Genomic DNA, 26,422 nt, shown 5'->3' on the forward strand with positions numbered 1-26,422 from the left:
CAAGTGCCCAACCTAATGACAGGCAAGGCCTATCACTGCGGGGACTACGTCAACACGGACCTCATGGCACCCGGCAGGTTCGAGCCGATCGAGAGTGACGAGCAGCTCGCCCGCATCGCCCTGATCGACTACCAGGGCCTCGAACCGCTCGTCGACGAGAAGACGGGCCGCTCGGACTTCCAGGTGATCGTCGCCGGCCGGGAGTTCGGCTGCGGCTCCAGCCGGGAGACGGCGCCGCAGGCCCTGAGCCTCGCGGGCGTGAAGGTCGTCATCGCCAAGTCGTTCGGCAACATCTTCTTCCGCAACTGCATCAACATGGGCATCCTGCTGCCGATCCGGATCGACCACGACTTCGACGAGTCGGTCCACGGCGCGTCCGTCGAGGTCGACCTCGACGCCCGGCGCTGCACCGTGGCCGGCCGGACCCACACGTTCAAGGACTTCGGCCCGCTCCTTTCCATCATGAACGCCGGAGGCCTGATCCCGTACGCGCTCCAGCAGGGAGACCAGCGATGACACCGCAGAGCATGACTCACAAGATCTTCGCGCGTCAGGCGGGAAGGGACCACGTCGAATCGGGCGAGTTCATCGAGGCCCGCATCAACATGAGCTTCACCCACGACCCGGGGATAGCCGTGCTGACGGAGACCTTCTACAACGGCTTCGGCCGGGACGCGAAGGTCTGGGACCCCTCCCGCGTCGCCCTCTTCCAGGACCACCTGGTGCCCGCGAAGGACCCCGCGTCGCGCAACCTGGTCAAGATCATGGACGAGTTCGCCGCGGAACAGGGCATCCAGCACTACTTCCCGTACGGCCCCAACTACGGCGTCTCGCACACCGTACTGATCGAGCAGGGCCTGACCCTGCCCGGCGAGCTCCTGGTCGGCAACGACTCGCACACCGTCACCGGCGGCGCGTTCAACGCGCTCGCCACCGGCGTCGGCATCGTGGACATGGCGGCCGTGCTCAAGACCGGCCGGCTGTGGTTCTCGGTGCCCGAGGTGATGCAGGTGAGCATCGACGGCCGGCTGAAGCCGGACGTGCAGGCGATGGACATCATGCTGCGGCTGCTCAGCGACATCAAAATGGGCGGCGCGTCCGGGAAGGCGATCGAGTGGGCGGGGTCGACCATCGACGACCTCACGCTGGACCAGCGGATCTCGCTGTGCAACATGGTCGTCGAGGGCGGGGCCATGAACGGCATCATGACCCTGACCCCGGAAGTGGAGAAGTACCTCGCCGAGGTCGCCCAACGGCCGTACGAGGCGGTGACGCCGGACCCGGACTTCGTGTACGAGAGGGTCGTGTCCTACCGGGCGGAGGACATCGAGCCGATGATCGCCCTGCCGCACAAGCCGGACAACGGGGTGCCCCTGGGCGAAGTCGTGCGCAAGGGCATCAAGGTGGACCAGGTGTACGTCGGCGGATGCGCGGGCGGCAAACTCGAGGACATCAAGATCTTCGCCGACGTGGTCCGGGGAAACCGGGTCGCCAAGGGCGTCCAGGTCGTCGTGGTGCCCGCGACGATGCAGGTCTACCGGGCGATGACGGTGCAGGGCATCACCCAGGACCTGGTGCTGGCGGGCGTCAACGTGGAGTCCCCTGGCTGCAAGGCGTGCTTCGGCGCGCACGGCGCCGTCCTCGGCGACGGCGATGTCTGCCTGGCGACGATCAACCGCAACTTCCGGGGCCGGATGGGCTCCCCGAACGCCTCCGTCTACCTCGCGTCCTCCCTGACCGCCGGGCACACCGCGCTGCACGGCTTCATCACGGACGGGAAATGACCGCATGCCCATGAACGTGATCGTGATGCCGGGCGACGGCATCGGGCCGGAGGTGACGCGCGAGGGCGTGCGGGTGCTCACCGCCGCGGCCGAGATCTGCGGCTTCGACGTGGCGCTGCGCCACTTCGAGGTCGGCGAGGCCGCCTTCCAGGAAAGCGGCGACTTCATCTCCGAGGACGCCTTGCGCGCCTGCGACGAGGGCCAGGCCGCGGGGGACACCTCGATCCTGTTCGGGGCGGTCCCGTCCGAGCCGATCGGTCTGCTCCGGGAGCGCTACGACCTGTACGCCAATCTCCGCCCGGTGCGGTCGTACCCGGGTCTGAGCGCTGTCTCCCCGCTGAGACAGGAGGTCATCGAGGGGACGGACCTGCTGGTCGTGCGCGAGCTGACCTCCGATGTCTACTACGGCAGACAGCGGCAGGGCCACGGCAGCGGAGGCGAGTGGGCGTCACAGGAGATGTACTACGACGAGCACCAGGCCCGGCGCATCGCGGCGGTGGCCTTCGAGCAGGCCCGCCGCCGGCGCAAGCGGCTGACCTTCGCGCACAAGACCAACGCGATCGGGCCCGTGTTCTCCGTGTGGTGGAAGGTCCTGGAACCGCTGCGCGAGCAGTACGGCGATGTCGAGTTCGACGACTTCTACGTGGACAACATGGCCGCCCAGCTCTGTCTGCGCCCGGCGGACTTCGACGTGATCCTGGCGCCGAACCTGTTCGGGGACATCCTGAGCGATCTCGCCGGGGGGCTCGTCGGCTCGCTGGGCCTGCTGCCGTCCGCGAGCCTGAACGACCGGGGCTTCGGTCTCTACGAGCCGGTCAGCGGCACGGCGCCGACGATCGCGGGGAAGAACATCGCCAACCCCGTCGGCTCCATCCTGTCGGTGGCGATGATGTGCGAGCACGCCTTCGGCAGGGTGGACGCCAGGGAGCTCATCGAGTCCGCCGTGCTCGCCACGATCCCCGGCCGCGCGACCGCGGACATCAGCGGGCCGGGGCCGGCCGTCACGACGGCCGAGCTGGGCAAGGCGGTCGCCGACCGCATGCGGGAGATCGCGGCGGGCGGGAAATAATCTCGGCGCACCGGATATTTCGTGCCGGCCGGGGCGAATGTCCCGGCCGGCCGAATCGCTGCCTTATTTCCATGACCGGCTGCGGGTCAGACGGGTGACCCAGCCCCGCTCCGGGGAAATCGCGACGACAATGCGGATCACCCGGCCGTTCTCCGTTATGACGTGGAGTTCCGTTTCCCCGCCGAAAGTGGCCGGACGGAACAGTCCGAAGAGGCGCCCCTCGCGTCTTTCCGTCGCGTGCAGGGAGAGGTGATGCTCCGGCGTCGCGTCCACCAGCAGGGCTCTGACCTGCTCGGCTCCGCGCTCCACGCACAGATCCGAGTCGATCCACCACAGTTCGACGTCGTCCCCGATGAAGGGCGTGGCCTCCGGTGGACCGACCCGGGAGCCGAGAGAATTGAACCAGCTCTGGAAAGCCAGCAACGCCGCCATATCCTGATCGCCGTGGTGGCTGCCGGTCTGCCTTATGGCGGCTCGCGGGACCCTCGTACACAAGAACCCGGCATTCTGAAGCGGCTTCTTATCCATCGATAAAACCTACCATCCCTCGATGGTAGGGATACCGTGGAATTCATGAAAGCCCCTGGAAGTCGAAAAGGGCGGACAGGGCGCCGTGCCGTGTGGTGTCCATGGCCGGGTGGCGGTGCGGCCGGGGGCGGTGTGGCCGGGGGCGGTGCGGCCCGGCCGGTCACAGGGGGAGGGCGCCGAGGTGGTCCAGTGCCCGCGCGCAGAGGGCCGTGAGGTCCGGCTCCCCGTCGCGCTCGGCCCAGTACATGAGCGTCTCGGTGGTCACCGCGACGAGGACGGCCGCGCTCAGCCGGACCTCGTACGCGTTCGCGTCCCTGCCCGCGCGCCGGGCGAGCAGCGCCGCCGTGTGCGTCACCTGTGCTTCCTGGTGCTGCCACAGGCGTGCGCGCAGCGGCTGCACCCGCGCGGCCAGCCTGAGCCGCGCCAGCGTGGTGTCCGGGTCGGGGCCCACGCGCCGGGCGAGCAGGTCGCGGAGCGTCGCCCGCACCGCGTCGTCCGCCGGCGGCCGAGCCGGACCGGCCGCGCGGGCCGGCTCCTCGGGGTACGGGCCGGGGTCGTCGTCCATGAGGACCACGTCTTCCTTGGCCGGGAAGTACCGGAAGAACGTGCTCGGCGAGACGTCGGCCGCGTCACAGATCTGTTCGACGGTGGTGTGGTCGTACCCCTGTGCCACGAAGAGACGGAGGGCTTCCTGCCGGAGAAGGCGGCGGGTCTTGGCCTTCTTCCGCTCCCGCAGGCCGGGTCGGGTGGTCATGGGCCGGTACCTTCCCCCTTCCTGACGCATGAGGCCGCTGCCCATTGTCCCACCGGCGCCGCGGCGTCCTTTCGGCCGTGGGGGTGGTGGGCAGCGCGGGGGTGGGGCGGTTCCCGGAACCGGACCGGTGGGGGGGGGCGGCCGGTATCGGGGGGCGGAGGTCCGGGGCGGCCTGTGGGCCGGGCGGGGGCGGCCGATGGTCGGCGCCCGGCGGGGCTGATGCGTTTCGGCCACCGGTTGTACCGTCTCTCCGAGTTCATTTCGTACCGACGCCTGTTCGAAGGCGTGCGGGCAGTGCGGGGGAGGCGGTCGCGATGACCGGAAGCGGTGAGCGGGCGGCGGACACGGCGGACCGGGAGGCGCGCCGGCTGCCCGGGGTGCGGGGATTCGCCCCTTGGCCGCCGCAGGGCGCGCCGGGTTCGCCGAAGAAGGAGGGCAAGGCTCTGCGGCGGAGCGTGCCGCGTGCCGCCCACAGCGCGCTCGACCCGGACGCCGGCCGCCCCGACGCGGTGACCGCGGTCCTGGAGTCCAACGCCGGCCGCATCCCCGAGCTGATCCCGCTGCGGGTGGGCCGGATGGCGGCCGGACCGTTCGCCTTCCTGCGCGGCTCCGCCGGGCTCATGGCGTACGACCTCGCCCGCACCCCCATGACCGGGATCGGCACCCAGATATGCGGCGACGCGCACGCGGCCAACTTCGGCCTGTACGGCGACGCCCGCGGTGACCTCGTCATCGACCTCAACGACTTCGACGAGACCGCGCACGGCCCCTGGGAGTGGGACCTGAAGCGGCTCGCGGCCTCCCTGGTGCTGGCGGGGCGGGAGACGGGCGCCGACGAGGAGACCTGCCGAGCGGCGGCCCGCGACGCCGCCGGCGCCTACCGCCGCACCATGCGACTGCTCGCCAAACTCCCCGCGCTCGACGCCTGGAACGCCATCGCGGACGAGGAACTGGTCTCCCACACCGACGCCCACGACCTGCTCGGCACCCTGCGGCGGGTCTCGGAGAAGGCCCGGTCCAACACCAGCGGCCGGTTCGCGGCGAAGTCGACGGAGCCCGTCGCGGGCGGCGGACGCCGGTTCGTGCCCGCCCCGCCGGTGCTGCGTGACATCCCGGACGCCGAGGCCACGGCGGTCGCCCTGGCCCTGGAGGAGTACCTCGGCACGATCGGTGAGGACCGCCGTCCGCTGCTCGCCCGGCACGCCGTGCACGACGTGGCCTTCCGGGTGGTCGGCACCGGCAGCGTCGGCACCCGCTCCTACGTCGTCCTGCTGCTCGACCACCGCGGGGAACCGCTGATCCTCCAGGTGAAGGAGGCCCGCCCCTCGGCGCTCGTCCCGCACCTGGCCACGGCCGGTTTCCCGGTGCGGCCGGTGTCGCACGAGGGCCGCCGGGTTGTCCTCGGCCAGCAGCGGATGCAGGTGGTCAGCGACATCCTGCTGGGCTGGACCACCGTCGAGGGGCGCCCGTACCAGGTGCGGCAGTTCCGCAACCGCAAGGGCAGCGTCGACCCGGCCGCGCTCCCCGCCGACCAGCTCGACGACTACGGCCGGATGACCGGCGCCCTGCTGGCCCGCGCCCACTCCCACAGCGCCGACCCGTGGATGATCGCCGGCTACTGCGGCAAGAACGAGGAACTGGACGAGGCCGTCGCCGCGTTCGCCGTCACCTACGCCGACCGCACCGAATCCGACCACGCCCACCTCCTGACCGCCATCCGAACGGGCCGCATCGCCGCGGAGACGGGGGTATGAGCCCCATGCACCCGCACTCGGCGGTTCACCCGCACCCCTACGGCGACACACCCCGCCTACGTCCGTCAGGCCAGGCTGCCAAGAGCCCAGCACCAGGCCTCGGCCGGGCTCGGCGGAGCGATACGCTGAACGCGTGACCACCCCCGAAGCCGGCCAGTCCGAGGCGCCGCGCCCCGAGGAGCGGCTGGAACAGGCCGTCCGGGCCGCCGAGCAGGCGCTGATCGAGTACGAGATCGCCGTGGAGACGTTCCGCGTCGAGGTGGAGAACTTCTCCCGCCTGCACGACCAGCGGCTCGGCCCGCTGTACGCCCGGATCGAGGAACTGGACGCGCAGATCGCCGAGGCGCGGGCCGCCCGCACCGGTGACCCCGAGGACGTCCGCCGCGCCGCCGAGGCCCGCGCCCGGGTGCTGCCGCTGCCGGACGTGGAGGAGCTGCTGCACGGCTGGATGGACGGCGACGGCCTGTTCCCGGAGGCCACCGCCATGCTCACCGGCCAGGCCGTACGGCCCCCGCAGCGGGTGCGCCCCAGTGAGCAGGTCCGCAAGCTCTACCGCGACCTCGCCCGCAAGGCCCACCCCGACCTGGCCCAGGAGGAAGCGGAGCGCAAGCGGCGCGAGGAGTTCCTCAGCCGGGTCAACGCCGCCTACGCGCGCGGCGACGAGGCCCTGCTCACCGAGCTGGCCGCCGAGTGGGCCGCCGGTCCGGTGCCGCCGGAACGCCGGCCGAGCCCCGCCGAGGAGCTGTACGCCCGCCTCGAATGGCTCGCCCAGCGCAAGGAGCTGATCAGCCTCGTCGCCCGCGAGCTGGAGGAGGGCGCGATCGCCGGGCTGCTCCGGCTCGCCCCGGACGACCCCGACGGGCTGCTCGACGAGATCGCCGGCCGGCTGCGCGCCGACATCGCCCAGCGGGAGGCGGAACTGGCCGGGCTGCTGGGACAGGGCTGAGCCCGGCTTCGGGTAGCGTCGGAGCCATGAATTTCGGAGCTGGTGTGCCCACGGTCCAGGTGACGGACGTCAAGGACGATGCCTTTCTGCTGGATGTCCGCGAGGACGACGAATGGCAGGCGGGCCACGCCGAGGGGGCGCTGCACATCCCTCTCAGCGACTTCGTGGCCCGCTACGGCGAGCTGACCGAGGCCGCCCCGCAGGACGGCCGCGTCCACGTCATCTGCCGCTCCGGCGGCCGCTCGGCCCAGGTCACCATGTACCTGGTCCAGCAGGGCATCGACGCGGTGAACGTCGACGGCGGCATGCAGGACTGGCAGCGGGCCGGCCGTCCGGTCGTCACCGACGACGGCACCCCGGGCTTCGTCGTCTAGCCCCGTCCTCAGGCTTCGGCCGTCCTCTGGGTTCGGCCGACCCCTGGGGGCCCTTCCCGTCAGCCGAGTGGATGGGCGCCGCCGCAGCCACTCCGCCGCCCGGATCAGCGGTCGAAACCGACGCGTCGGCGGTTGAAGCCGGCGCGTCGGCGGTCGAGGCCGGCGGGTCAGCGGTCGAGGGCGGCGGGTCAGCGGTCGAAGTCCAGCTCCACCCTTTCCGTCAGCGGATGCGACTGGCAGGCCAGCACATACCCGGCCTCCGTCTCCTCCGTCTCCAGCGCGAAGTTGCGGTCCATGCGCACCTCACCCGCGACCAGGAAGGCCCGGCACGTCCCGCACACCCCGCCCTTGCAGGCGTAGGGCGCGTCGGGCCGGTTGCGCAGCACCGTCTCCAGCAGCGACTCGCCCTCCCGTACCGGCCAGGTGCCACCGCGCCCGTCCAGCCGCGCGGTGACGGTGCTGTGCGCGGGGGCCGTCACCGATGCCGTGGGGGCCGGGCCCGCGTCCACGTGGAAGATCTCCTGGTGGATCCGGTCCCGTGCCACGCCCAGGTCGCGCAGCGCCCGCTCGGCGCCCTCCACCAGCCCGTACGGCCCGCACAGGAACCAGCCCGCCACCTCCGCCACCGGCACCAGCGCGGGCAGCAGCCCGGTGAGCCGTTCCCGGTCGAGCCGGCCCGACGGCAGGCCCGCCTGCTGTTCCTCCCGGGAGAGCACGGTCACCAGCTGAAGCCGCTCGGGATAGCGGTCCTTCAGGTCGGCGACCTCCTCCAGGAACATCGTCGAAGCGGCCGTCCGGTCGCTGCGTATCAGACAGAACCGGGCCCGCGGCTCGCGGGCCAGCAGCGTGGCGACGATGGACAGCACCGGGGTGATGCCGCTGCCGCCGACCACCGCCGCGTACCACCCCGGAGCCGGGTCCAGCGTGAAGCGGCCCGCCGGGGTCATCACCTCCAGCTCGTCCCCGACGTCGATCTCCTTCAGCGCGTACGTGGAGAAGGCTCCTCCGTCCACCAGCCGCACCCCCACCCGCAGGATGGCCGGCCCCTCGCCGGCCGGATCGGGGGCGGGGGAGCAGATGGAGTACGTGCGGCGGATCTCCGTGCCGTCCACCCGGCGGCGCAGCGTGAGGTGCTGGCCGGGAGCGTGCCGGTACTGCTCGCGCAGTCCGGGCGGGACGGCGAGGGTGAGGGCGACGGAGTCGTCCGTGAGCCGGTCGACCGCGGCCACCGGGAGCGGGTGGAAGCGTGCCATCACAACTCCTTGAAGTGGTCGAACGGTTCGCGGCAGCCCAGGCACCGGCGCAGCGCCTTGCACGCGGTCGAGGAGAACCGGCTCAGCAGCTCGGTGTCGGCCGAGCCGCAGTGCGGGCAGCGGACCGGTTCGGTGCCGGACGTGGGGGGCGGGGACGCGCTCGTGCCCGCGTCCATGGCCGGATCCGTGGCTGCGGTGGCGTTCGTGGCCGTGGTCGTGGTCCGTGTGCGGGTCGGGCCCAGGGTCAGCGGAACGGGGTCGGCGGCCCGTCGGGTGCGGGGCGGTGCGATGCCGAACTCCCGCAGTTTCTCGCGCCCTTCGGGGGTGATGTCGTCGGTCGACCAGGCGGGGCTGAGCACCGTGCGGACGGTGACCTCGCGCATGCCGTGGGCGCGCAGCACCCGCTCTATGTCGACGCTCATCGTCTCGATGGCGGGGCAGCCGGTGTAGGTGGGCGTGAGATCGACCTCCACCGCGTCCGTGTCGTGGAGGTGCACCGCGCGGAGCACGCCCAGCTCCCGCAGCGTCAGCACGGGCAGCTCGGGGTCGGGCACCGACCCGGCCAGCTCCAGCAGTTCCGCCTCCAGGGCGGTGCCGGTCACCATGTCGCCCCCGGGTGGCTGCGGTGCAGGTGCTGCATCTCGGCGAGCATCCGGCCGAACGGCTCGGTGTGCAGGCCCTGCCGGCCGGCCCCCGCCGACCAGGCACCGGTGCGCGGCCCCTCGGGCAGGGTGAGGGTGGCACGGGTCAGCACCTCCGTGACGGACTCCAGCCACCGCTCCTCCAGCCGCGTCCAGTCGGCGGCCAGGCCCTCCACCGGCTGGAACATCTCCCCGGTGTACCGCCACAGCGCGGCGCACGCCCGGGCCATCCGCTCATGGCTGGTCTCCGTGCCGTCACCCAGCCGGAGCGTCCACTGCTCGGCGTGGTCGCGGTGGTAGGCGACCTCCTTCACCGCCTTGGCGGCCAGCGGTGCGAACGGGCCGTCGCCCGCGGCCAGGTCGGCATAGAGCAGGTGCTGGTATGTGGAGAAGTACAGCTGGCGGGCGATGGTGTGCGCGAAGTCGCCGTTCGGCTGCTCGACCAGTTGGAGGTTGCAAAAGGCCCGTTCCTCGCGCAGGTAGGCCAGTTCGTCCTCGTCGCCGGCGAGCGACAGCAGCACCCGGGCCTGACCGAGCAGGTCCAGGGCGATGTTGGCGAGGGCGACCTCCTCCTCCAGGACGGGGGCGTGCCCTGCCCATTCTCCGAGGCGGTGGGAGAGCACCAGGGCGTCGTCGCCGAGGGCGAGCGCGGCGGTCACCGGGACGGTGGCGGGGCCGGTGGCGGTCACAGGTGCTTCACCCCTTCCGGGATCTCGTAGAAGGTCGGGTGCCGGTAGGGCTTGTCGGCGGCCGGCTCGAAGAAAGGGTCCTTCTCGTCCGGCGACGAGGCGGTGATGGCGGCGGCCGGGACGACCCAGATGGAGACGCCCTCGCCGCGCCGGGTGTACAGATCGCGGGCGTTGCGCAGGGCGAGCTCGGCGTCGGGCGCGTGCAGGCTGCCGGCGTGGGTGTGGGACAGGCCGCGCCGGGAGCGGACGAAGACCTCCCACAGGGGCCAGTCGGTGGTGCTCATGCTCGCGTCGCTCCCGTCCCACCGGTGTCGCCGGTGTGCTTGGCCGCGTAGGCCGCGGCGGCTTCCCGTACCCACGCGCCCTCGTCGTGGGCGCGCCTGCGCTGGGTGAGGCGCTGTTCGTTGCAGGGGCCGTTGCCCTTGAGGACCTCCCAGAACTCCGTCCAGTCGATCGCGCCGAAGTCGTAGTGCCCCCGCTCCTCGTTCCACCGCAGGTCCGGGTCGGGGAGGGTGAGGCCCAGGGACTCGGCCTGGGGGACGCAGATGTCCACGAAACGCTGGCGCAGTTCGTCGTTGGAATGGCGCTTGATCTTCCACTCCATCGACTGCGCGGAGTGCTGGGACTCGTCGTCGGGCGGGCCGAACATCATCAGCGACGGCCACCACCAGCGGTCCACCGCGTCCTGGGCCATGGCGTGCTGCTCCGGTGTGCCCTTGCTGAGGGCCAGCAGCAGTTCGTAGCCCTGGCGCTGGTGGAAGGACTCCTCCTTGCAGATCCGGACCATCGCGCGGGCGTACGGGCCGTAGGAGCAGCGGCACAGGGGGACCTGGTTGGTGATCGCGGCGCCGTCCACCAGCCAGCCGATCGCTCCGACGTCGGCCCAGGTCAGGGTCGGGTAGTTGAAGATCGACGAATACTTCTGGCGGCCGGCGTGCAGCTTGTCCAGCAGCTCGTCACGGCTGGTGCCGAGCGTCTCGGCCGCGCTGTACAGGTACAGGCCGTGGCCGGCCTCGTCCTGGACCTTGGCCATCAGGATCGCCTTGCGGCGCAGGGAGGGCGCGCGGGTGATCCAGTTGGCCTCCGGCTGCATGCCGATGATCTCGGAGTGCGCGTGCTGGGCGATCTGCCGGACCAGGGTCGCGCGGTAGGCGTCCGGCATCCAGTCGCGCGGTTCGATGCGCTCGTCGGCGGCCACGGCCGCGTCGAAGGCGCGCTGGTAGGCCGTCGTGTCGGCCGTGTCCGGCGCGCCGTCCGTCCCGGTACGGGCCGTGCGCTGCGCGGCTGCTGTGGCCATGCGGTCCCCCTGACCTCGGCTCTGCGGTGAACACTGTCCTCTCCGCCCGGCCCGACCGATCGTTCGGTCCGTGCGCAATCCATGGTGTGCCGGGCCGCCACGGGGTGTCAACCGCTGTGGAAAACTCCCGCCGCGACCTGTGGACAACGCGCGGGAAGGCGGCGGGCGGGCCGGTCCGGGCTGGGTCCGGGGAGGGGTGGGAGGGGCCGGGAGGGCGTCGCGAGGGGCTGGGGCGGGGCGCGCCCCCGCGGGGTGAAGACGGAAGCGAGGCCCGGCTTGGCAGGGGCGGGGACGGCAGCAAGCAGTGCCCGGTCAAGGCGCCGGCCGGAGCGACGGAGCCGTATCCGCCGTGGTCCCGCGTCGCGCCCGGAGCGAGGGTCACCTCCTCGGTTCGTACCCGGGGCTGCGCCCGGTGCCCCCGGCTGAGTACCGTTCCGTTCCGTGCGGGCGCCGAGAGGCGGCGCCCGTGCGGCACGCGGCGCCTGTGACGAACCCGGCGCCGACGGCTGCCCCCGCCCGGACGACGGGCGGACGAGACCTAGCGGAACGACCGGGCCGAACGAGAATGAGCCGAAACGGGGGACGGGACCCAATGGACGCGTACGACGAGGACTCGCGGGAACCGCAGGCTCCCGACGGGCCGGCCGGGACGCGTCTCCCGGATCAGCCACCACGGCCGGCCCCGCCACCGGCCGCCACGCCCGAGCCCCCAACCCCCGTGTCCCCGCCCGAGCCCCCTGCCCCCGTGCCCCCGCCCGGACCCCGCGCCGTTGTCACCTGGCCTGGTGCCCGCGCCGACCTTCCCGCGCCCGGGCCCCACGCCGGCACCGCCGACACCGGTCCCCGTACCAACGGGCCCGCGTCCGAGCCCCGTGCCGGTATCACCGGCGCCGGCCCCCGCACCGGCGGGCCCGCGCCCGGGCCCCACGCCGGTGCCGTCGGGCCCGGGGCCGCGTCGCGTCCCGGCCAGGCGGTGCCCAGGCCCCGTACCGGCGTGGCCGCCCTCTCCCCCGGCTACCAGGTCGTCGCCGCGCTGGCGCTCGCCGTGATCGCGGTGGTCGCCTGTGTGCATCTGCTGATGGTCTTCTTCAGCCTCGCGCCCTCCAACACCGTGACGAAGCAGCACGGCAAGGCGATAGAGGAGTGGGTGTACCCCGAGTTCGAGCAGAACTGGAAGCTGTTCGCCCCGAACCCGCTCCAGCAGAACATCGCCGTACAGGTCCGCGCCGAGGTGCGGATGCGCGACGGCGGGCTGCTCACCACCGCGTGGACCGACCTGTCCGCCCAGGACGGCGCCGCCATCGACGGCAATCCGGCGCCGAGCCACACCCAGCAGAACGAGCTGCGCCGGGCCTGGGACTTCTTCTCCGCCACGCACGGAGCCGACAACCGCGCCATCGGCCTGCGCGGCTCGCTGTCCGAGCAGTATCTGCGCCGGATCGTGGTGATGCGCCTGTACCGGAGCGATCCGGCGAGCCGGATCGGCGTGATCCAGCGCGTGCAGGTCCGTTCCAGCACCACCAATGTGCAGCCGCCGTCCTGGAGCCGTGAGCGCGTGTCCGACAAACCCGTCTACCGCCTGCTGCCCTGGTGGTCCGTGACGCCCGACGAGGCCGCGGGAGGCGTGCGGTGAACCGTCTCTCCCTGACGCTGTCGCGCGGTGTCGACCAGGTCACCGGCGTGGCCCTCGGGCCGTACCAGAGCGCCGTGATCCGGATCGGGTTCGCCGGGACCTGGCTGCTGTTCCTGCTGCGCGAGTTCCCCCACCGCCACGAGCTGTACGGTCCCACCGGACCGTGGGGCTGGAACCTCGCCAAGCAGCTGACCGCCGACAACCAGGCCTTCACGGTGCTGCTGTGGTCCCACGGGCGGCTCTGGTTCGAGCTCTGCTACGTGCTGGCCGTGCTCGCTTCCGCGGCCCTGGTGCTCGGCTGGCGCACCCGGACCGCCTCCCTGCTGTTCATGGTGGGCGTGCTGTCGCTGCAGAACCGCAGCGTCTTCGTCGGCGACGGCGGTGACAACGTCCTGCACCTGATGTCGATCTACCTGGTGTTCACGCGCTGCGGACAGGTGTGGTCCCTCGATGCCCGCCGCGCGGCCCACGCGGCGGCGGCACGCGCGCGTGGCGAACGGGTGCCCGCCGACCTGGCGGGGCCCGCGCTGTGGGCGGTGCTCGGCCTGGCGCTCGTCATCGCGATGGGGACCGGGCGGTTCGACAACGGCTGGCAGATCCCGGTGCTGCTGTGGACGGCGTGGGCCGGACTCGGTCTGTGGTGGGCCGTCGGGCGGTGGACGGCCCGGCAGGGTCCCCGGCTTCTGCTGGACGTCATCGCCAACGTCCTGCACAACGGCGCCCTGGCCGTGATCATGGCCGAGGCCTGCCTGATCTACGCCACGGCCGGCTGGTACAAGGTCCAGGGCTCGCGCTGGCAGGACGGCACCGCCGTCTACTACCCGCTCCACCTGGACTACTTCTCGCCCTGGCCCGGGCTGGCGGACCTGATGTCCTCCAGCGGAACGATCATGATGATCGTGACCTACGGGACGGTCGCCGTGCAGGTCGCCTTCCCGTTCACCCTGTTCAACCGGCGGGTCAAGAACGTCCTGCTGGTGGTGATGATGGCCGAGCACACGGTGATCGCGGTCGTCCTCGGCCTGCCGTTCTTCTCGCTGGCGATGATCGCCGCCGACGCGGTGTTCCTGCCGACGTCCTTCCTGCGCCGGCTCGGCGACCTGGCGGGCCGCGCGCGGGGGCGGCTCGCCCGGAGCCCCGGCCGCGCGGTCCCGGCACCGCGCCCCAAGGAGGAGAGCACGGCCGACCACGTAGGGTTCACCGCATGACCGACCCGCTGAGCCACTGGCGCGCGCACGCCGAGGGCGCCGTCCTGCTCGACGGTTTCCACGCCCTCAAGCACGCGCTGCGCTTCGGCGCCGAGGTGCCGGTCGCGGTCACCACCGACCGGCGGGCCGCGCTCGGTCTCGCCGAGGAGCTGGCCGGGGACGTCCGCGACACCCTGGACGCCCTGCTGACGGAGGTGTCCGGGCCGGAGTACGCCGCCCTCGTCCCGCGCCCGCATCCGACCGGTGTGGCCGCGCTCGCCGTACGGCCGTCCCGCGCGGCGAACCTGCGCGCGCTCGCCGGCACGCCCCGCACCGCCCCCGTCGTGGTGCTGGACAACCCGCGCAACCTGGGCAACGCCGGTGCCGTGATCCGGCTCGCCGCCGGTTTCGGGGCGACCGGGGTGGTCACCACGGGCACGCTCGACCCCTGGCACCCCACCGTGGTGCGCGGCGGCGCGGGTCTGCACTTCGCGACCGCCGTGGAGCGGCTGGACCTCGACGAACTGCCCGCCGGGCCGTTGTTCGCGCTCGACCCGGAGGGCGAGGACATCCGGGGCATCCGGCTGCCGGACGACGCCGTCCTGGCCTTCGGCTCGGAACGCACCGGCCTGTCGGACCGGCTGCGCGCCCGCGCCGACCATCTGCTGCGCCTGCCGATGCGCCCCCAGGTCTCCAGCTACAACCTCGCCACCAGCGTGGCGATGACGCTGTACCACTGGAGCGCGACCGGGGGCGCGCCACCGGCCTAGGCCTCCCGCCGCACCTCCACCATCCGGAAGCGGTTGGCCACGAAGGCGCTGTCGGTCAGGGCCGCGTTGGCCGCCGGGTTGCCGCCGGAGCCGTGGAAGTCGGAGAAGGCGGCCGTCTGGTTGACGTAGACCCCGCCGGTCAGGTTGAGGGACAGCTGGGCCGCCTCCTCCAGGCAGGCCTCCTCGACGGCCTGCTCGGTCGCGGCGTCCGTGGTGTACGCGCCGACCGTCATCGCGCCCTTCTCCCGGACGGTGCGGCGCAGCAGCTCCACGGCGTCGGCCGCCGAGTCGACGGCGACCGCGAAGGAGACCGGGCCGAAGCACTCGCTCATGTACGCGGCCTCGTCGTCCGGCTTGGCGCCGTCCAGCTTGACGATGACGGGGGTGCGCACCACCGCGCCCGGGAACTCCGGGTGGGCGACCTCGCGGGAGGCGAGGGCGACTTCGCCGAGACCCGCCGCGGCCTCCAGGCGGGCCTTGACGTCCGGGTTGACGATGGCGCCCAGCAGCGCGTTCGCGCGGGCGTCGTCGCCGAGCAGGCCGTCGACCGCGCGGGCGAGGTCGGCGGTGACCTCGTCGAAGGACTTGTGCCCCTGGTCGGTGGCGATGCCGTCGCGGGGGATGAGCAGGTTCTGCGGGGTGGTGCACATCTGGCCGCTGTACAGGGACAGCGAGAACGCCAGGTTGGACAGCATGCCCTGGTAGTCGTCCGTGGAGTGCACGATCACCGTGTTGACGCCGGCCTTCTCCGTGTAGACCTGCGCCTGGTGGGCGTTGGTCTCCAGCCAGTCGCCGAACGCCGTCGACCCCGTGTAGTCGATGATCTTGATCTCGGGGCGCAGCGCGAGGGTCTTGGCGATGCCCTCGCCGGGGCGCTCGGCGGCCAGCGCGACCAGGTTCGGGTCGAAGCCCGCCTCGGCGAGCACGTCCCGGGCGATCCGGACGGTCAGCGCGAGCGGCAGCACCGCGCGCGGGTGCGGCTTGACGAGGACCGCGTTGCCGGTGGCCAGGGAGGCGAACAGGCCCGGGTAGCCGTTCCACGTCGGGAAGGTGTTGCAGCCGATGACCAGGCCGATGCCGCGCGGGACCGCGGTGAACCGCTTGGTGAGGACCAGCGGGTCGCGCTTGCCCTGCGGCTTGGTCCACTCCGCCTGCTCGGGGGTGCGCACCTGCTCCGCGTACGCGTACGCCACCGCCTCCAGGCCGCGGTCCTGGGCGTGCGGGCCGCCCGCCTGGAACGCCATCATGAACGCCTGGCCGGAGGTGTGCATGACCGCGTGCGCGAACTGGTGCGTGCGGTCGCTGATCCGCTTCAGGATCTCCAGGCAGACCACGGCCCGCAGCTCGGGCCCCGCGTCCCGCCAGGCGCGCTGCCCGGCCCGCATGGCGGGCAGCAGCACGTCGATGTCCGGATGCGGGTAGGTCACGCCCAGCTCGATGCCGTACGGGGAGACCTCCCCGCCCACCCAGTCGTCGATGCCGGGCTGGTCGGCGAGGTCGAGGCGGTTGCCCAGCAGGGCGTCGAAGGCGGCCTTGCCCGCCGCCGCGTCCAGGCTGCCGTTCTCGCCGTACGCCTTCGGGTGCTCGGGATGCGGGGACCAGTACGCGCGCGTGCGGATCGCTTCCAGTGCCTGGTCGAGCGTGGGCCGGTGCTTTCGGAGCAACTCGTGGGCGGTCGGTTCGGCGGCCATGCGGGACCAACTCCTCGTCTGGAGAGCCTCTTCATCGAGTCCGTGACCTGGGCAGGGGCTGCCCGTCAGAGCTAGAGTAACCGAACGATCGGTCGGGACAAGGGGGTCCGCCGCATCTGTGGAAAACGTCGTGCGGGAGGATCGCGCACATGACAGCACTCGACCTCAGCAGCCCCGTGGCCGTCGTCGGCACCGGCACCATGGGCCAGGGCATCGCCCAGGTCGCGCTGGTCGCCGGCCATCCCGTGCGGCTCTACGACGCCGTGCCCGGGCGGGCCCGGGACGCGGCCGAAGCGATCGGCGCCCGGCTCGACCGGCTGGTGGACAAGGGCCGGCTCTCCGCCGGCGACCGGGACGCGGCCCGCGCCCGCCTCACGCCCGCGGACGGCCTCGCGGAGCTGGCCGACTGCGCCCTGGTGGTGGAGGCCGTCCTGGAACGGCTGGACGTCAAGCAGCGGCTCTTCGGCGAGCTGGAGGAGATCGTCGCCGAGGACTGCCTGCTGGCCACCAACACCTCCTCGCTGTCGGTGACGGCGATCGGCGGCGCCCTGCGTCACCCGGGCCGCTTCGTCGGCCTGCACTTCTTCAATCCGGCGCCGCTGCTGCCGCTCGTGGAGGTGGTCTCCGGGTTCGCCACCGACGTCACCTCGGCCACGCGCGCGTACGAGACCGCCCGCGCCTGGGGCAAGACCCCGGTGGCCTGCGCCGACACACCCGGCTTCATCGTCAACCGCATCGCCCGGCCCTTCTACGCCGAGGCGTTCGCCGTCTACGAGGCCCAGGCCGCCGACCCCGCGACCATCGACGCGGTCCTGCGCGAGTCGGGCGGCTTCAGGATGGGCGCCTTCGAACTGACCGACCTGATCGGCCAGGACGTCAACGAATCCGTCACCCACTCGGTGTGGCAGTCCTTCTTCCAGGACGTGCGCTTCACCCCCTCCCTGGCCCAGCGCCGGCTGGTGGAGTCCGGACGGCTCGGCCGCAAGAGCGGACGCGGCTGGTACGACTACGCCGAGGGCGCCGAGCGGCCCGAGCCGCACACCGCCGACAAGGAGCGGCCGCCCGCCCACGTCGTCGCCGAGGGCGGCCTGGGCCCGGCGGCCGAGCTGCTCACGCTGATCCGCGAGGCGGGCATCGAGGTCCGCGAGGAGGACGAGGACCAGGGCACCCGTCTGGTGCTGCCCGGCGGCGGCGACCTGGTCCTGGCCGACGGCCAGACCTCCGCGGAGTTCCGGGACGTCGTCTACTTCGACCTCGCCCTGGACTACCGCGCGGCCACCCGGATCGCCCTGTCCGCCTCCCAGGACACCTCGCCGCGGACCCTCGCCGAGGCCACCGGACTCTTCCAGGCGCTCGGCAAGGACGTCAGCGTCATCGGCGACGTCCCCGGCATGATCGTCGCGCGCACCGTCGCCCGGATCATCGACCTCGCCCATGACGCCGTCGCCAAGGGCGTGGCCACCGAGGAGGACATCGACACCGCGATGCGCCTGGGCGTCAACTACCCGCTCGGGCCCTTCGAGTGGGGCCGCAGGCTCGGCCGCGACTTCGCCTTCGACATCCTGGACGAGATGCACGAGCGCGACCCTTCCGGACGCTACGCGCCCTCCCTCGCGCTCTACCGTCACGCCTATGCCAACGACCGGCGGGAGAGCACCTCATGACCACGCCCAGACGCGACACCTACACCCCCGAGACGCTGCTCTCCGTCGCCGTGCGGGTCTTCAACGAGCGCGGCTACGACGGCACCTCCATGGAGCACCTGTCCAAGGCGGCCGGCATCTCCAAGTCGTCGATCTACCACCACGTCAGCGGCAAGGAGGAGCTGCTGCGCCGGGCCGTCAGCCGCGCCCTGGACGGCCTGTTCGCCATCCTGGACGAGGAGCCCGCGCGCGTGGGGCGCGCCGCCGACCGGCTGGAGCACGTCGTGCGCCGCATGGTCGAGGTCCTCACCGCCGAACTGCCCTATGTGACGTTGCTGCTGCGCGTGCGCGGCAACACCGAGACCGAGCGGTGGGCGCTGGAGCGGCGCCGCGACTTCGACCACAGGGTCGCCGGGCTGATGAAGGCGGCGGCGGCCGACGGGGACATACGCGGCGACGTGGAGGTGCGGCTGGCCACCCGGCTGGTCTTCGGAATGATCAACTCCATCGTGGAGTGGTACCGGCCGGAGGCGCGCGGCGCCGGCGGCCCGGAGATGGCCGACGCCGTCGTCCGGCTGGTCTTCTCGGGGCTGCGCCGGGGCTGACCTCAGCCGTCCGGCTCCAGGTCCTCCTCCTCGAACACCAGCAGCGTGCGGGTGCTGAGCACCTCGGGAATCGCCTGGAGCCGTGTCAGCACCAGCTCGCGCAGCGTCCGGTTGTCGGGCGTGTGCACCAGCAGCAGCACGTCGAAGTCACCGCCCACCAGGGCGATGTGGGAGGCGCCGGGCAGCTGCCGGAGCTGCTCGCGGACCGTGCGCCAGCTGTTCTGGACGATCTTCAACGTGATGTACGCGGACGTACCGTGACCTGCCCGTTCGTGATCCACCCGGGCACTGAAACCCCGGATCACCCCGTCCTCGACGAGCCGGTTGATCCGCGCGTAGGCGTTGGCGCGCGAGACGTGGACGCGCTCGGCGACGGACCGTATCGAGGCGCGGCCGTCCCCCTGGAGGATCCGCAGGATGGCCTGGTCGATGGCGTCCAGCGGGCGCGGGGGCGGCAGCGCGCCACCCTCCTGTGGTCCGTAGGCCATTTGTTCAGGCGCCATGTTCCCCCGCTTCCTCGCCGTGGACGGCCTGCGTTCATTCCAGGCTGTGGAGAACCGTTTGTCCACAGCCCTGGGCCGCCTGTAGCCAAAATGCGCCGTCAACCGAACAATCGGTAGGTGAGACGGGTCACAGCCGCCCCGTCTCCTTAGCCGCTCCCACGAGGAGGTGCCGTCATGACGGTTCTGGAGCAGCGGGGCGCGTACCGGCCCTCGCCGCCGCCCGCCTGGCAGCCCCGTACGGACCCCGCGCCGCTGCTGCCCGACGCCGAGCCCTACCGCGTCCTCGGCACCGAGTCGGCCGCCACGACCGACCCCGGCCTGCTGCTGAGGCTCTACGCCCAGCTGGTGCGCGGTCGCCGCTACAACGCGCAGGCCACCGCCCTGACCAAGCAGGGCCGGCTCGCCGTCTACCCGTCCAGCACCGGCCAGGAGGCCTGCCAGATCGGCGCCGCCCTGGCCCTGGAGGACCGTGACTGGCTCTTCCCCAGCTACCGCGACACGCTCGCCGTCGTCGCCCGGGGCGTCGACCCGGTCCAGGCGCTCACCCTGCTGCGCGGCGACTGGCACAACGGCTACGACCCGTACGCCCACCGGGTGGCCCCCCTCAGCACTCCGCTGGCCACCCAGCTGCCGCACGCCGTCGGACTCGCCCACGCCGCCCGCCTCAAGGGCGACGACGTGGTGGCGCTGGCCATGGTCGGCGACGGCGGCACCAGCGAGGGCGACTTCCACGAGGCGCTGAACTTCGCCGCCGTGTGGCAGGCCCCGGTCGTCTTCCTGGTCCAGAACAACGGCTTCGCCATCTCCGTCCCGCTCGCCAAGCAGACCGCCGCGCCCTCCCTGGCCCACAAGGCCGTCGGGTACGGCATGCCGGGCCGGCTGGTCGACGGCAACGACGCCGCCGCCGTGCACGAAGTCCTCGCCGAAGCCGTACGGCACGCACGCGCGGGCGGCGGCCCGACCCTCGTGGAGGCGGTGACGTACCGCCTGGACGCCCACACCAACGCCGACGACGCCACCCGCTACCGGCAGGACACCGAGGTCGCGGCCTGGCGCGCGCACGACCCGGTCGAGCTGCTGGAACGCGAGCTGACCGAGCGCGGGCTGCTGGACGAGGCCGGCATCGAGGCCGCCCGGCAGGACGCCGAGACCATGGCCGCCTCCTTGCGGGAACACATGAACCGGGATCCCGAACTCGACCCCATGGACCTGTTCGACCACGTCTACGCCGAGACGACCGACCAGCTGCGCGAACAGCGGGCCCTGTTGCGGGCCGAGCTGGAAGCCGAGCAGGAGCAGGCCGGCGGGGCAGGCGAGGAGCCCGGCGCGCGGGAAGGCGGCGCCCGATGACCACCGTCGCCGTCAAGCCCGCCACCCTGGCCCAGGCGCTCACGCGCGCGATGCGCGACGCCATGGCCGCCGATCCCACCGTGCACGTGCTCGGGGAGGACGTCGGCACCTTGGGCGGCGTCTTCCGCGTCACCGACGGGCTCGCCAAGGAGTTCGGCGAGGACCGCTGTACCGACACCCCGCTCGCCGAGGCCGGCATCCTCGGCACCGCCGTCGGCATGGCGATGTACGGCCTGCGCCCGGTCGTGGAGATGCAGTTCGACGCCTTCGCCTATCCGGCGTTCGAGCAACTGGTCAGCCACGTCTCCCGGATGCGCAACCGCACCCGCGGCCGGATGCCCCTGCCGATCACCGTCCGCGTCCCCTACGGCGGCGGCATCGGCGGCGTCGAGCACCACAGCGACTCCTCCGAGGCCTACTACATGGCCACCCCGGGCCTGCACGTCGTCACCCCGGCCACCGTCGCCGACGCCTACGGACTGCTGCGCCGGGCCATCGCCTCCGACGACCCGGTGGTCTTCCTGGAGCCCAAGCGGCTGTACTGGTCGAAGGACACCTGGAACCCCGAGCAGCCCACGGACGTGGCGCCCATCGGACGCGCGGTGGTGCGCCGCCCCGGCAGCAGCGCCACCCTGATCACCTACGGCCCCTCCCTGCCGGTCTGCCTGGAGGCCGCCGAGGCCGCCCGGGCCGAGGGCTGGGACCTGGAGGTGATCGACCTGCGCTCCCTGGTGCCCTTCGACGACGAGACGGTCTGCGCGGCCGTCCGGCGCACCGGCCGCGCGGTCGTCGTGCACGAGTCCACCGGCTTCGGCGGGCCCGGCGGCGAGATCGCGGCCCGGATCACCGAGCGCTGCTTCCACCACCTGGAGGCGCCGGTGCTGCGCGTGGCCGGCTTCGACATCCCCTACCCGCCGCCCATGCTGGAGCGGCACCATCTGCCCGGCGTCGACCGCATCCTGGACGCCGTGGCCCGGCTGCAGTGGGAGGCCGAGGGCTGATGGCTCAGGTGCTGGAGTTCAAGCTGCCCGACCTCGGCGAGGGGCTCACCGAGGCGGAGATCGTCCGCTGGCTGGTCCAGGTCGGTGACGTGGTCGCCGTCGACCAGCCGGTGGTCGAGGTGGAGACGGCCAAGGCGATGGTCGAGGTGCCCTGCCCCTACGGTGGCGTGGTCACCGCCCGCTTCGGTGAGGAGGGCAGCGAACTGCCCGTCGGCGCCCCGCTCCTGACGGTCGCCGTCGGCGCACCGGAGGACAGTCCGGAGGGCTCGGGCAACGTCCTGGTGGGCTACGGCACCCAGGCGCCGGCGGCCCGCCGGCGCCGGGTCCGGGCGGGCACGGCCGCCGCCGACGGACAGGTCCGGCGGCCGGGAACCGCCGATGCCGCCCTCCACGCGCGCGTGGCCTCGCCGGCGCCCCCGCCGGCAGCCGCCCCCGCCCCCGTCGAGGGGCCGGTCCCCGTGATCTCCCCGCTCGTGCGCAAGCTCGCCCGGGACAACGACGTCGACCTCAGGCGGCTGACCGGCTCCGGCCCGGACGGACTCATCCTGCGCGCGGACGTCGAGAACGCCCTGCGCACCCAGGCCGCCCGCGCGGCCACGGTCGCCGATCACGCCGTACCGACTCCCGCCCCTACGGCCGGTGAACGGGCCGCAGCGGCCCCGGCGGCCCCCCGAGCCGAGGACGGGGTGCGGATCCCGCTCAAGGGCGTCCGCGGCGCCGTCGCCGACAAGCTCTCGCGCAGCCGCCGGGAGATCCCGGACGCGACCTGCTGGGTCGACGCCGACGCGACCGAACTCATGCGCGCGCGGGCCGCCATGAACGCCACCCCGGGCGCGAAGATCTCCGTCCTCGCGCTGCTCGCCCGGATCTGCACCGCCGCGCTGGCCCGGTTCCCCGAGCTGAACTCCACCGTCGACACCGAGGCCCGCGAGATCGTCCGGCTCGACCGCGTCCACCTCGGGTTCGCCGCCCAGACCGACCGCGGGCTGGTCGTGCCGGTCGTCCGGGACGCCCACACGCGCGACGCCGAGTCCCTGACCGCCGAGTTCGCCCGGCTCACCGAGGCCGCCCGCGCCGGGACGCTGACCCCCGGGGAACTCACCGGCGGCACCTTCACGCTGAACAACTACGGAGTCTTCGGCGTCGACGGCTCCACACCGATCGTCAACCACCCCGAGGCGGCCATGCTCGGCGTCGGCCGCATCGTGCCCAAGCCGTGGGTGCACGAGGGGGAGCTGGCCGTCCGGCAGGTCGTGCAGCTCTCGCTCACCTTCGACCACCGGGTGTGCGACGGCGGCACGGCGGGCGGCTTCCTGCGCTACGTGGCGGACTGCGTGGAACAGCCGGCGGTGCTGCTGCGCACCTTGTGACAGCAGACACCTCACGAAAGGAGACACCTGACGAAAGGAGCGCGCGCCCCCTGCGGGAGAAGAGCGTGCGCATCCTGTGACCCGCGCCCGGTCCGGATCCAGGCCCTGGCGGGACATACTCGTGGGGTGACCGACGCCGCACCCGCCGCCCCCGGGACATCCGCCCCGTACGACGCCGTCGTACTGGCCGGCGGTGCCGCCCGGCGGCTCGGCGGGGCCGACAAACCCGGCGTCCGGGTCGGCGGCCGGGCGCTGCTCGACCGGGTGCTCGCGGCCTGCGCGGACGCCCGGACCACCGTCGTCGTGGCCGCGCCCCGGCCCACCGCCCGCCCGGTGCGCTGGACCCGCGAGGAGCCGCCCGGCGGCGGACCGCTCGCCGCGCTGGCGGCCGGACTGCGGCACACCACCGCCGGGCACACCGTCGTCCTCTCCGCCGACCTGCCCTTCCTCCGCCCCGGTACGCTCCGGCGGCTCCTCACCGTCCTTCGGGACACCGGTGCCGACGGCGCGCTGCTCACCGACGCGGGCGGCCGCGACCAGCCGCTCGTGGCCGCCTACCGCACCGCCGCCCTGCGCCGCGAGCTGGCCGCCCTCGCCGCCGCCCACGGCACCCTCACCGGGCTGCCCCTGCGCCGGCTGACCGGAACCCTCCACCTCACCCGGGTCCCGGACCCGCTCGCGTCGTTCGACTGCGACACCTGGGACGACATCGCCGACGCCAGGGCACGCATCAGGGAGCATGGGCACGTGTTGGATGAATGGATCTCCGCAGTCAAGGACGAGTTGGGCATCGACCTGGACGTCGACACCGGCGTCCTGCTCGACCTGGCCCGTGACGCCGCCCACGGCGTGGCCCGCCCCGCCGCCCCGCTGACCACCTTCCTCGTCGGCTACGCGGCGGCCCGGGGCGCGGGCACCCCCGAGGCCGTCGCCGAGGCCGCCCGCAAGGCCGCCGCGCTGGCGGTGCGCTGGGAAGAGGAGAACGACGCGGCCGGGAAGAGCGCGAACGGCGGGGGCCCGAGCGCCCCGGACGCCGGATGACCGCCCCCGGCACCCCGGCCGGGGCACCCGCCGCCGACGACGACCTCGATGTCGAGGAGGCCCTGGCGCTGGTGCGGGAACCCCACAGGGAACCCCACAGCGAGCCCCAGGACGACGGTCCCGCCCGCTCGTCCGGCGGCCCGGCCGTACGGCAGCCCGGTGAGCGGCCCGCCGAGCACCACACGGCCACCTCCTGGCCCCACGCCCGCGAGATCGCCGCCCGCGCCGCCCGCACCGCGCGCGCCCACGGCCGGCACGGCCCGGCGGACACCCCCGCCGGTGACCGGCGCGCCCCCGTCTCCGTGCCCCTCGGCGACGCCCTCGGACTGGTGCTGGCCGCCCCTCTGGACGCGCTCACCGACCTGCCCTCCTTCGACACCTCCGCGATGGACGGATGGGCGGTCGCCGGGCCCGGACCCTGGCAGGTACGGGAGGAAGGGGTACTCGCCGGACACGCCCAGCCCGAGCCGCTCACCGACGGCACGGCGGTCCGTATCGCCACCGGCGCCCGGATTCCCGCCGACACCACCGCGGTCCTGCGCACCGAGCACGGCCGGACCGACACCCAGGGCCGGCTGCACCCCACCCGCGAGATGTTCCACGGCCAGGACATCCGGCCCAGGGGCCAGGAGTGCCGCACCGGCGACCAGCTGCTGCCCGTCGGCACCCTCGTCACCCCCGCCGTCCTCGGCCTCGCCGCGGCGGCCGGCTACGACACGGTCACCGTCGTCCCCCGGCCCCGCGCCGAAGTCCTGATCCTGGGCGACGAGTTGCTGACCGCGGGCCTGCCGCACGACGGGCTGATCAGGGACGCGCTCGGGCCCATGCTGCCGCCCTGGCTGCGCGCGCTCGGCGCCGACGTCGTGGCCGTACGCCGGATCGGCGACGACGCCCGGGCGCTGCGCAAGGCGGTCACCGCCTCCCAGGCCGACCTCGTCATCACCACGGGCGGCACCGCCGCCGGGCCCGTCGACCATGTCCACCCGGTCCTGGAACGCGTGGGCGCCGAACTCCTCGTGCACGGCGTCAAGGTGCGGCCGGGCCACCCCATGCTGCTGGCCCGCACCAAGGAGCACCAGCACCTCGTCGGCCTGCCCGGCAACCCTCTCGCGGCCGTCTCCGGCCTGCTCACACTCGCGGAACCGCTGCTGCGGACCCTCGCCGCCCGTCCCGCCCCCGAGCCGTACACCCTGCCCCTGAAGGAGGCGGTGCAGGGGCACCCGTACGACACCCGTCTCATCCCCGTGGTGCTGCGCGGGGACCACGCCGTGCCGCTCCACTACAACGGCCCGGCGATGCTGCGCGGCATCGCCGCCGCCGACGCGCTGGCCGTCGTACCGCCGGGCGGGGCCCGGCAGGGCGAGGAGGCGGAGCTGCTGGACCTGCCATGGGCGACCGCCGGAATCGGGGTGTGTTTCACGTGAAACTTCCGGGCCATGACGCCATCGCCCGCCAAGCGGACGAGCATCTGGTGACCCATCGGGTGAAGCTGCCGAGAAAAGTGGTGGAGCGCCCGATCCGTCAGGTCGTCAAGCGGCTGGTCATGGCCCTGGCGGTGCTGGTGGCCACCGCGCTGATCGTCTACGCCGACCGCGAGGGCTACCACGACAACGCCGACGGCTCCGTGGACCTGCTCGACGCGTTCTACTACGCGACCGTCACCCTCTCCACCACGGGATACGGCGACATCACCCCGGTCAGCGACGGCGCCCGGCTCACCAACATCTTCGTCATCACGCCCCTGCGCGTGCTGTTCCTGATCATCCTGGTCGGCACCACGCTGGAAGTCCTCACCGAACGCACCCGTGAGGAATGGCGCCTGAACCGCTGGAGGTCCGTCTTGCGCGATCACACCGTTGTCGTCGGCTTCGGCACGAAGGGGCGGTCGGCCATCCAGACCGTCTGCGCGACCGGGCTGAAGAAGGAGCAGGTCGTCGTGGTCGACCCCAGCTCCAAGGCGATCGACGCGGCGACCGCCGAGGGGTTCGCCGGGGTGGTGGGCGACGCCACCCGCAGTGAGGTGCTCAAGCGGGCCGAGGTGCACAAGGCGCGGCAGATCATCATCGCCCCGCAGCGCGACGACACCGCGGTCCTCGTCACCCTGACCGCCCGCCAGCTCAACCGCGGCGCCAAGATCGTGGCCGCCGTCCGCGAGGAGGAGAACGCCCCGCTGCTGCGGCAGTCCGGCGCCGATGCCGTCATCACCAGCTCCGGCGCGGCCGGCCGGCTGCTCGGCCTGTCCGTGCTGAGCCCGGCCGCCGGCATGGTGATGGAGGACCTCATCCAGCAGGGCAGCGGGCTGGACCTCGTCGAACGTCCGGTGGTGCGCGGCGAGGTGGGCAAGACGCCGCGCGAGACGGACGACCTGGTGGTGAGCGTCGTACGCGGGCACCGGGTGCTGGGCTACGACGACCCGTCCGTCGGCGCCCTCCAGCTGACCGACCGGCTCATCACCATCGTCCGGGCCACTCCGGGCAACCAGGTCACTCCGGACACCCGCCCCCTGCCACACGGCTGACCGGCCCGGTGGGGAGTAGCG

26 protein-coding genes are annotated in these 26,422 nt (G+C 73.0%); 17 read left to right on the forward strand and 9 right to left on the reverse strand.

The window, feature by feature from the left end:
• Window positions 1-3 precede the first annotated feature (3 nt).
• Genes IH25_RS0115450 through IH25_RS0115460 form a run of 3 tightly spaced genes read left to right on the forward strand, consistent with a single transcriptional unit; the run spans window position 4 to window position 2,853 of the window.
• Complete coding sequence (locus IH25_RS0115450) at window positions 4-516, forward strand: LeuD/DmdB family oxidoreductase small subunit (protein WP_157846975.1); 513 nt, start codon at window positions 4-6, stop codon at window positions 514-516.
• An 11-nt stretch (window positions 517-527) separates the two neighbouring features.
• Window positions 528-1,784 carry an aconitase/3-isopropylmalate dehydratase large subunit family protein gene (locus tag IH25_RS0115455; RefSeq protein WP_157846976.1) on the forward strand — a complete coding sequence of 419 codons (1,257 nt, stop codon included), beginning with the start codon at window positions 528-530 and terminating at the stop codon, window positions 1,782-1,784.
• Between the two features lie 4 nt (window positions 1,785-1,788).
• A complete protein-coding gene (locus IH25_RS0115460; protein WP_051753940.1) occupies window positions 1,789-2,853 on the forward strand; it encodes an isocitrate/isopropylmalate dehydrogenase family protein in 1,065 nt (354 codons plus the stop codon).
• 63 nt (window positions 2,854-2,916) lie between these two features.
• On the opposite strand, the gene IH25_RS0115465 is transcribed toward IH25_RS0115460, so the two are convergent.
• Entirely contained in the window at window positions 2,917-3,381 is a 465-nt protein-coding gene (locus IH25_RS0115465) for a hypothetical protein (RefSeq protein ID WP_030609362.1), read from the reverse strand.
• A gap of 160 nt (window positions 3,382-3,541) precedes the next feature.
• Window positions 3,542-4,135 (reverse strand): TetR family transcriptional regulator, encoded by a 594-nt coding sequence (locus tag IH25_RS0115470; RefSeq protein WP_030609364.1) that lies wholly within the window; start codon window positions 4,133-4,135, stop codon window positions 3,542-3,544.
• A 314-nt stretch (window positions 4,136-4,449) separates the two neighbouring features.
• Here IH25_RS0115470 and IH25_RS0115475 point away from each other — a divergent pair, with 314 nt between their 5' ends.
• From IH25_RS0115475 to IH25_RS0115485, 3 genes are all read left to right on the forward strand, one after another.
• On the forward strand, window positions 4,450-5,889 hold the full coding sequence (locus tag IH25_RS0115475) for a DUF2252 domain-containing protein (RefSeq protein WP_030609367.1): 1,440 nt from the start codon (window positions 4,450-4,452) through the stop codon (window positions 5,887-5,889).
• A 133-nt stretch (window positions 5,890-6,022) separates the two neighbouring features.
• Window positions 6,023-6,835: a hypothetical protein gene (locus IH25_RS0115480; protein ID WP_030609370.1), complete on the forward strand. Its 813-nt coding sequence runs from the start codon at window positions 6,023-6,025 to the stop codon at window positions 6,833-6,835.
• A 44-nt stretch (window positions 6,836-6,879) separates the two neighbouring features.
• A complete protein-coding gene (locus IH25_RS0115485) occupies window positions 6,880-7,209 on the forward strand; it encodes a rhodanese-like domain-containing protein (RefSeq protein WP_030609373.1) in 330 nt (109 codons plus the stop codon).
• Between the two features lie 188 nt (window positions 7,210-7,397).
• Here the strand turns inward: IH25_RS0115485 and IH25_RS0115490 are convergent, their stop codons facing one another.
• Genes IH25_RS0115490 through paaA form a run of 5 tightly spaced genes read right to left on the reverse strand, consistent with a single transcriptional unit; the run spans window position 7,398 to window position 11,089 of the window.
• Window positions 7,398-8,462: a 2Fe-2S iron-sulfur cluster-binding protein gene (locus IH25_RS0115490; RefSeq protein ID WP_030609375.1), complete on the reverse strand. Its 1,065-nt coding sequence runs from the start codon at window positions 8,460-8,462 to the stop codon at window positions 7,398-7,400.
• Entirely contained in the window at window positions 8,462-9,067 is a 606-nt protein-coding gene (paaD, locus tag IH25_RS0115495) for a 1,2-phenylacetyl-CoA epoxidase subunit PaaD (RefSeq protein WP_030609379.1), read from the reverse strand. Before paaD ends, IH25_RS0115490 begins: the two co-directional genes overlap by 1 nt.
• Window positions 9,061-9,792, reverse strand: a complete 732-nt coding sequence (paaC, locus tag IH25_RS0115500) for a 1,2-phenylacetyl-CoA epoxidase subunit PaaC (RefSeq protein ID WP_030609383.1) — start codon at window positions 9,790-9,792, stop codon at window positions 9,061-9,063. Before paaC ends, paaD begins: the two co-directional genes overlap by 7 nt.
• A complete protein-coding gene (gene paaB / locus IH25_RS0115505; RefSeq protein ID WP_014673816.1) occupies window positions 9,789-10,076 on the reverse strand; it encodes a 1,2-phenylacetyl-CoA epoxidase subunit PaaB in 288 nt (95 codons plus the stop codon). The genes paaC and paaB overlap by 4 nt, the downstream gene beginning before the upstream one ends.
• On the reverse strand, window positions 10,073-11,089 hold the full coding sequence (paaA, locus tag IH25_RS0115510; protein ID WP_030609389.1) for a 1,2-phenylacetyl-CoA epoxidase subunit PaaA: 1,017 nt from the start codon (window positions 11,087-11,089) through the stop codon (window positions 10,073-10,075). Before paaA ends, paaB begins: the two co-directional genes overlap by 4 nt.
• A gap of 994 nt (window positions 11,090-12,083) precedes the next feature.
• Here paaA and IH25_RS42970 point away from each other — a divergent pair.
• Genes IH25_RS42970 through IH25_RS0115525 form a run of 3 tightly spaced genes read left to right on the forward strand, consistent with a single transcriptional unit; the run spans window position 12,084 to window position 14,679 of the window.
• Entirely contained in the window at window positions 12,084-12,722 is a 639-nt protein-coding gene (locus IH25_RS42970) for a DUF5819 family protein (RefSeq protein ID WP_051753941.1), read from the forward strand.
• Window positions 12,719-13,930, forward strand: coding sequence for an HTTM domain-containing protein (locus IH25_RS0115520; protein WP_030609394.1), 1,212 nt, complete (start codon window positions 12,719-12,721; stop codon window positions 13,928-13,930). The genes IH25_RS42970 and IH25_RS0115520 overlap by 4 nt, the downstream gene beginning before the upstream one ends.
• On the forward strand, window positions 13,927-14,679 hold the full coding sequence (locus tag IH25_RS0115525) for a TrmH family RNA methyltransferase (RefSeq protein WP_030609397.1): 753 nt from the start codon (window positions 13,927-13,929) through the stop codon (window positions 14,677-14,679). The genes IH25_RS0115520 and IH25_RS0115525 overlap by 4 nt, the downstream gene beginning before the upstream one ends.
• On the opposite strand, the gene paaN is transcribed toward IH25_RS0115525, so the two are convergent.
• On the reverse strand, window positions 14,676-16,370 hold the full coding sequence (gene paaN / locus IH25_RS0115530; protein ID WP_030609400.1) for a phenylacetic acid degradation protein PaaN: 1,695 nt from the start codon (window positions 16,368-16,370) through the stop codon (window positions 14,676-14,678). The two genes, IH25_RS0115525 and paaN, sit on opposite strands and share 4 nt — an antisense overlap.
• Window positions 16,371-16,519: 149 nt before the next feature.
• Between paaN and IH25_RS0115535 the strand changes: the two genes are divergently transcribed.
• Both IH25_RS0115535 and IH25_RS0115540 read left to right on the forward strand, forming a co-directional pair.
• Window positions 16,520-18,034: a 3-hydroxyacyl-CoA dehydrogenase gene (locus IH25_RS0115535; protein ID WP_030609404.1), complete on the forward strand. Its 1,515-nt coding sequence runs from the start codon at window positions 16,520-16,522 to the stop codon at window positions 18,032-18,034.
• Window positions 18,031-18,618 (forward strand): TetR/AcrR family transcriptional regulator, encoded by a 588-nt coding sequence (locus tag IH25_RS0115540; RefSeq protein ID WP_030609407.1) that lies wholly within the window; start codon window positions 18,031-18,033, stop codon window positions 18,616-18,618. The genes IH25_RS0115535 and IH25_RS0115540 overlap by 4 nt, the downstream gene beginning before the upstream one ends.
• A 2-nt stretch (window positions 18,619-18,620) precedes the next feature.
• On the opposite strand, the gene IH25_RS0115545 is transcribed toward IH25_RS0115540, so the two are convergent.
• Window positions 18,621-19,121: an Lrp/AsnC family transcriptional regulator gene (locus tag IH25_RS0115545; protein ID WP_245172800.1), complete on the reverse strand. Its 501-nt coding sequence runs from the start codon at window positions 19,119-19,121 to the stop codon at window positions 18,621-18,623.
• Window positions 19,122-19,295: 174 nt separating this feature from the next.
• On the opposite strand from IH25_RS0115545, the gene pdhA reads away from it, so the two are divergent.
• The 6 genes from pdhA to IH25_RS0115575 all read left to right on the forward strand — a co-directional run bounded on the left by pdhA (window position 19,296) and on the right by IH25_RS0115575 (window position 26,401).
• Window positions 19,296-20,471: a pyruvate dehydrogenase (acetyl-transferring) E1 component subunit alpha gene (pdhA, locus tag IH25_RS0115550; RefSeq protein WP_030609412.1), complete on the forward strand. Its 1,176-nt coding sequence runs from the start codon at window positions 19,296-19,298 to the stop codon at window positions 20,469-20,471.
• Entirely contained in the window at window positions 20,468-21,472 is a 1,005-nt protein-coding gene (locus tag IH25_RS0115555) for an alpha-ketoacid dehydrogenase subunit beta (RefSeq protein WP_030609415.1), read from the forward strand. Before pdhA ends, IH25_RS0115555 begins: the two co-directional genes overlap by 4 nt.
• Window positions 21,472-22,842 carry a dihydrolipoamide acetyltransferase family protein gene (locus IH25_RS0115560; RefSeq protein WP_030609418.1) on the forward strand — a complete coding sequence of 457 codons (1,371 nt, stop codon included), beginning with the start codon at window positions 21,472-21,474 and terminating at the stop codon, window positions 22,840-22,842. The genes IH25_RS0115555 and IH25_RS0115560 overlap by 1 nt, the downstream gene beginning before the upstream one ends.
• A gap of 126 nt (window positions 22,843-22,968) precedes the next feature.
• Window positions 22,969-23,883 carry an NTP transferase domain-containing protein gene (locus IH25_RS0115565; protein WP_030609421.1) on the forward strand — a complete coding sequence of 305 codons (915 nt, stop codon included), beginning with the start codon at window positions 22,969-22,971 and terminating at the stop codon, window positions 23,881-23,883.
• Entirely contained in the window at window positions 23,880-25,307 is a 1,428-nt protein-coding gene (locus IH25_RS0115570) for a molybdopterin molybdotransferase MoeA (RefSeq protein ID WP_030609425.1), read from the forward strand. Before IH25_RS0115565 ends, IH25_RS0115570 begins: the two co-directional genes overlap by 4 nt.
• Entirely contained in the window at window positions 25,304-26,401 is a 1,098-nt protein-coding gene (locus IH25_RS0115575) for a potassium channel family protein (RefSeq protein ID WP_030609428.1), read from the forward strand. Before IH25_RS0115570 ends, IH25_RS0115575 begins: the two co-directional genes overlap by 4 nt.
• Window positions 26,402-26,422: the final 21 nt, after the last annotated feature.

This window comes from Streptomyces achromogenes subsp. achromogenes (assembly GCF_000720835.1).
Taxonomy (GTDB): Bacteria; Actinomycetota; Actinomycetes; order Streptomycetales; family Streptomycetaceae; genus Streptomyces; species Streptomyces achromogenes.

What these genes read in the sequence shown, in the direction of transcription:
- IH25_RS0115455 (WP_157846976.1), top strand. Translation starts at nt 528, where the DNA reads ATGACTCACAAGATCTTCGCGCGTCAGGCGGGAAGGGACCACGTCGAA.
- IH25_RS0115460 (WP_051753940.1), top strand. Translation starts at nt 1,789, where the DNA reads ATGCCCATGAACGTGATCGTGATGCCGGGCGACGGCATCGGGCCGGAG.
- IH25_RS0115465 (WP_030609362.1), bottom strand. Translation starts at nt 3,381, where the DNA reads ATGGATAAGAAGCCGCTTCAGAATGCCGGGTTCTTGTGTACGAGGGTC.
- IH25_RS0115470 (WP_030609364.1), bottom strand. Translation starts at nt 4,135, where the DNA reads ATGACCACCCGACCCGGCCTGCGGGAGCGGAAGAAGGCCAAGACCCGC.
- IH25_RS0115475 (WP_030609367.1), top strand. Translation starts at nt 4,450, where the DNA reads ATGACCGGAAGCGGTGAGCGGGCGGCGGACACGGCGGACCGGGAGGCG.
- IH25_RS0115490 (WP_030609375.1), bottom strand. Translation starts at nt 8,462, where the DNA reads ATGGCACGCTTCCACCCGCTCCCGGTGGCCGCGGTCGACCGGCTCACG.
- paaD (WP_030609379.1), bottom strand. Translation starts at nt 9,067, where the DNA reads ATGGTGACCGGCACCGCCCTGGAGGCGGAACTGCTGGAGCTGGCCGGG.
- paaB (WP_014673816.1), bottom strand. Translation starts at nt 10,076, where the DNA reads ATGAGCACCACCGACTGGCCCCTGTGGGAGGTCTTCGTCCGCTCCCGG.
- paaA (WP_030609389.1), bottom strand. Translation starts at nt 11,089, where the DNA reads ATGGCCACAGCAGCCGCGCAGCGCACGGCCCGTACCGGGACGGACGGC.
- IH25_RS0115525 (WP_030609397.1), top strand. Translation starts at nt 13,927, where the DNA reads ATGACCGACCCGCTGAGCCACTGGCGCGCGCACGCCGAGGGCGCCGTC.
- paaN (WP_030609400.1), bottom strand. Translation starts at nt 16,370, where the DNA reads ATGGCCGCCGAACCGACCGCCCACGAGTTGCTCCGAAAGCACCGGCCC.
- IH25_RS0115535 (WP_030609404.1), top strand. Translation starts at nt 16,520, where the DNA reads ATGACAGCACTCGACCTCAGCAGCCCCGTGGCCGTCGTCGGCACCGGC.
- IH25_RS0115540 (WP_030609407.1), top strand. Translation starts at nt 18,031, where the DNA reads ATGACCACGCCCAGACGCGACACCTACACCCCCGAGACGCTGCTCTCC.
- IH25_RS0115545 (WP_245172800.1), bottom strand. Translation starts at nt 19,121, where the DNA reads ATGGCGCCTGAACAAATGGCCTACGGACCACAGGAGGGTGGCGCGCTG.
- pdhA (WP_030609412.1), top strand. Translation starts at nt 19,296, where the DNA reads ATGACGGTTCTGGAGCAGCGGGGCGCGTACCGGCCCTCGCCGCCGCCC.
- IH25_RS0115555 (WP_030609415.1), top strand. Translation starts at nt 20,468, where the DNA reads ATGACCACCGTCGCCGTCAAGCCCGCCACCCTGGCCCAGGCGCTCACG.
- IH25_RS0115560 (WP_030609418.1), top strand. Translation starts at nt 21,472, where the DNA reads ATGGCTCAGGTGCTGGAGTTCAAGCTGCCCGACCTCGGCGAGGGGCTC.
- IH25_RS0115570 (WP_030609425.1), top strand. Translation starts at nt 23,880, where the DNA reads ATGACCGCCCCCGGCACCCCGGCCGGGGCACCCGCCGCCGACGACGAC.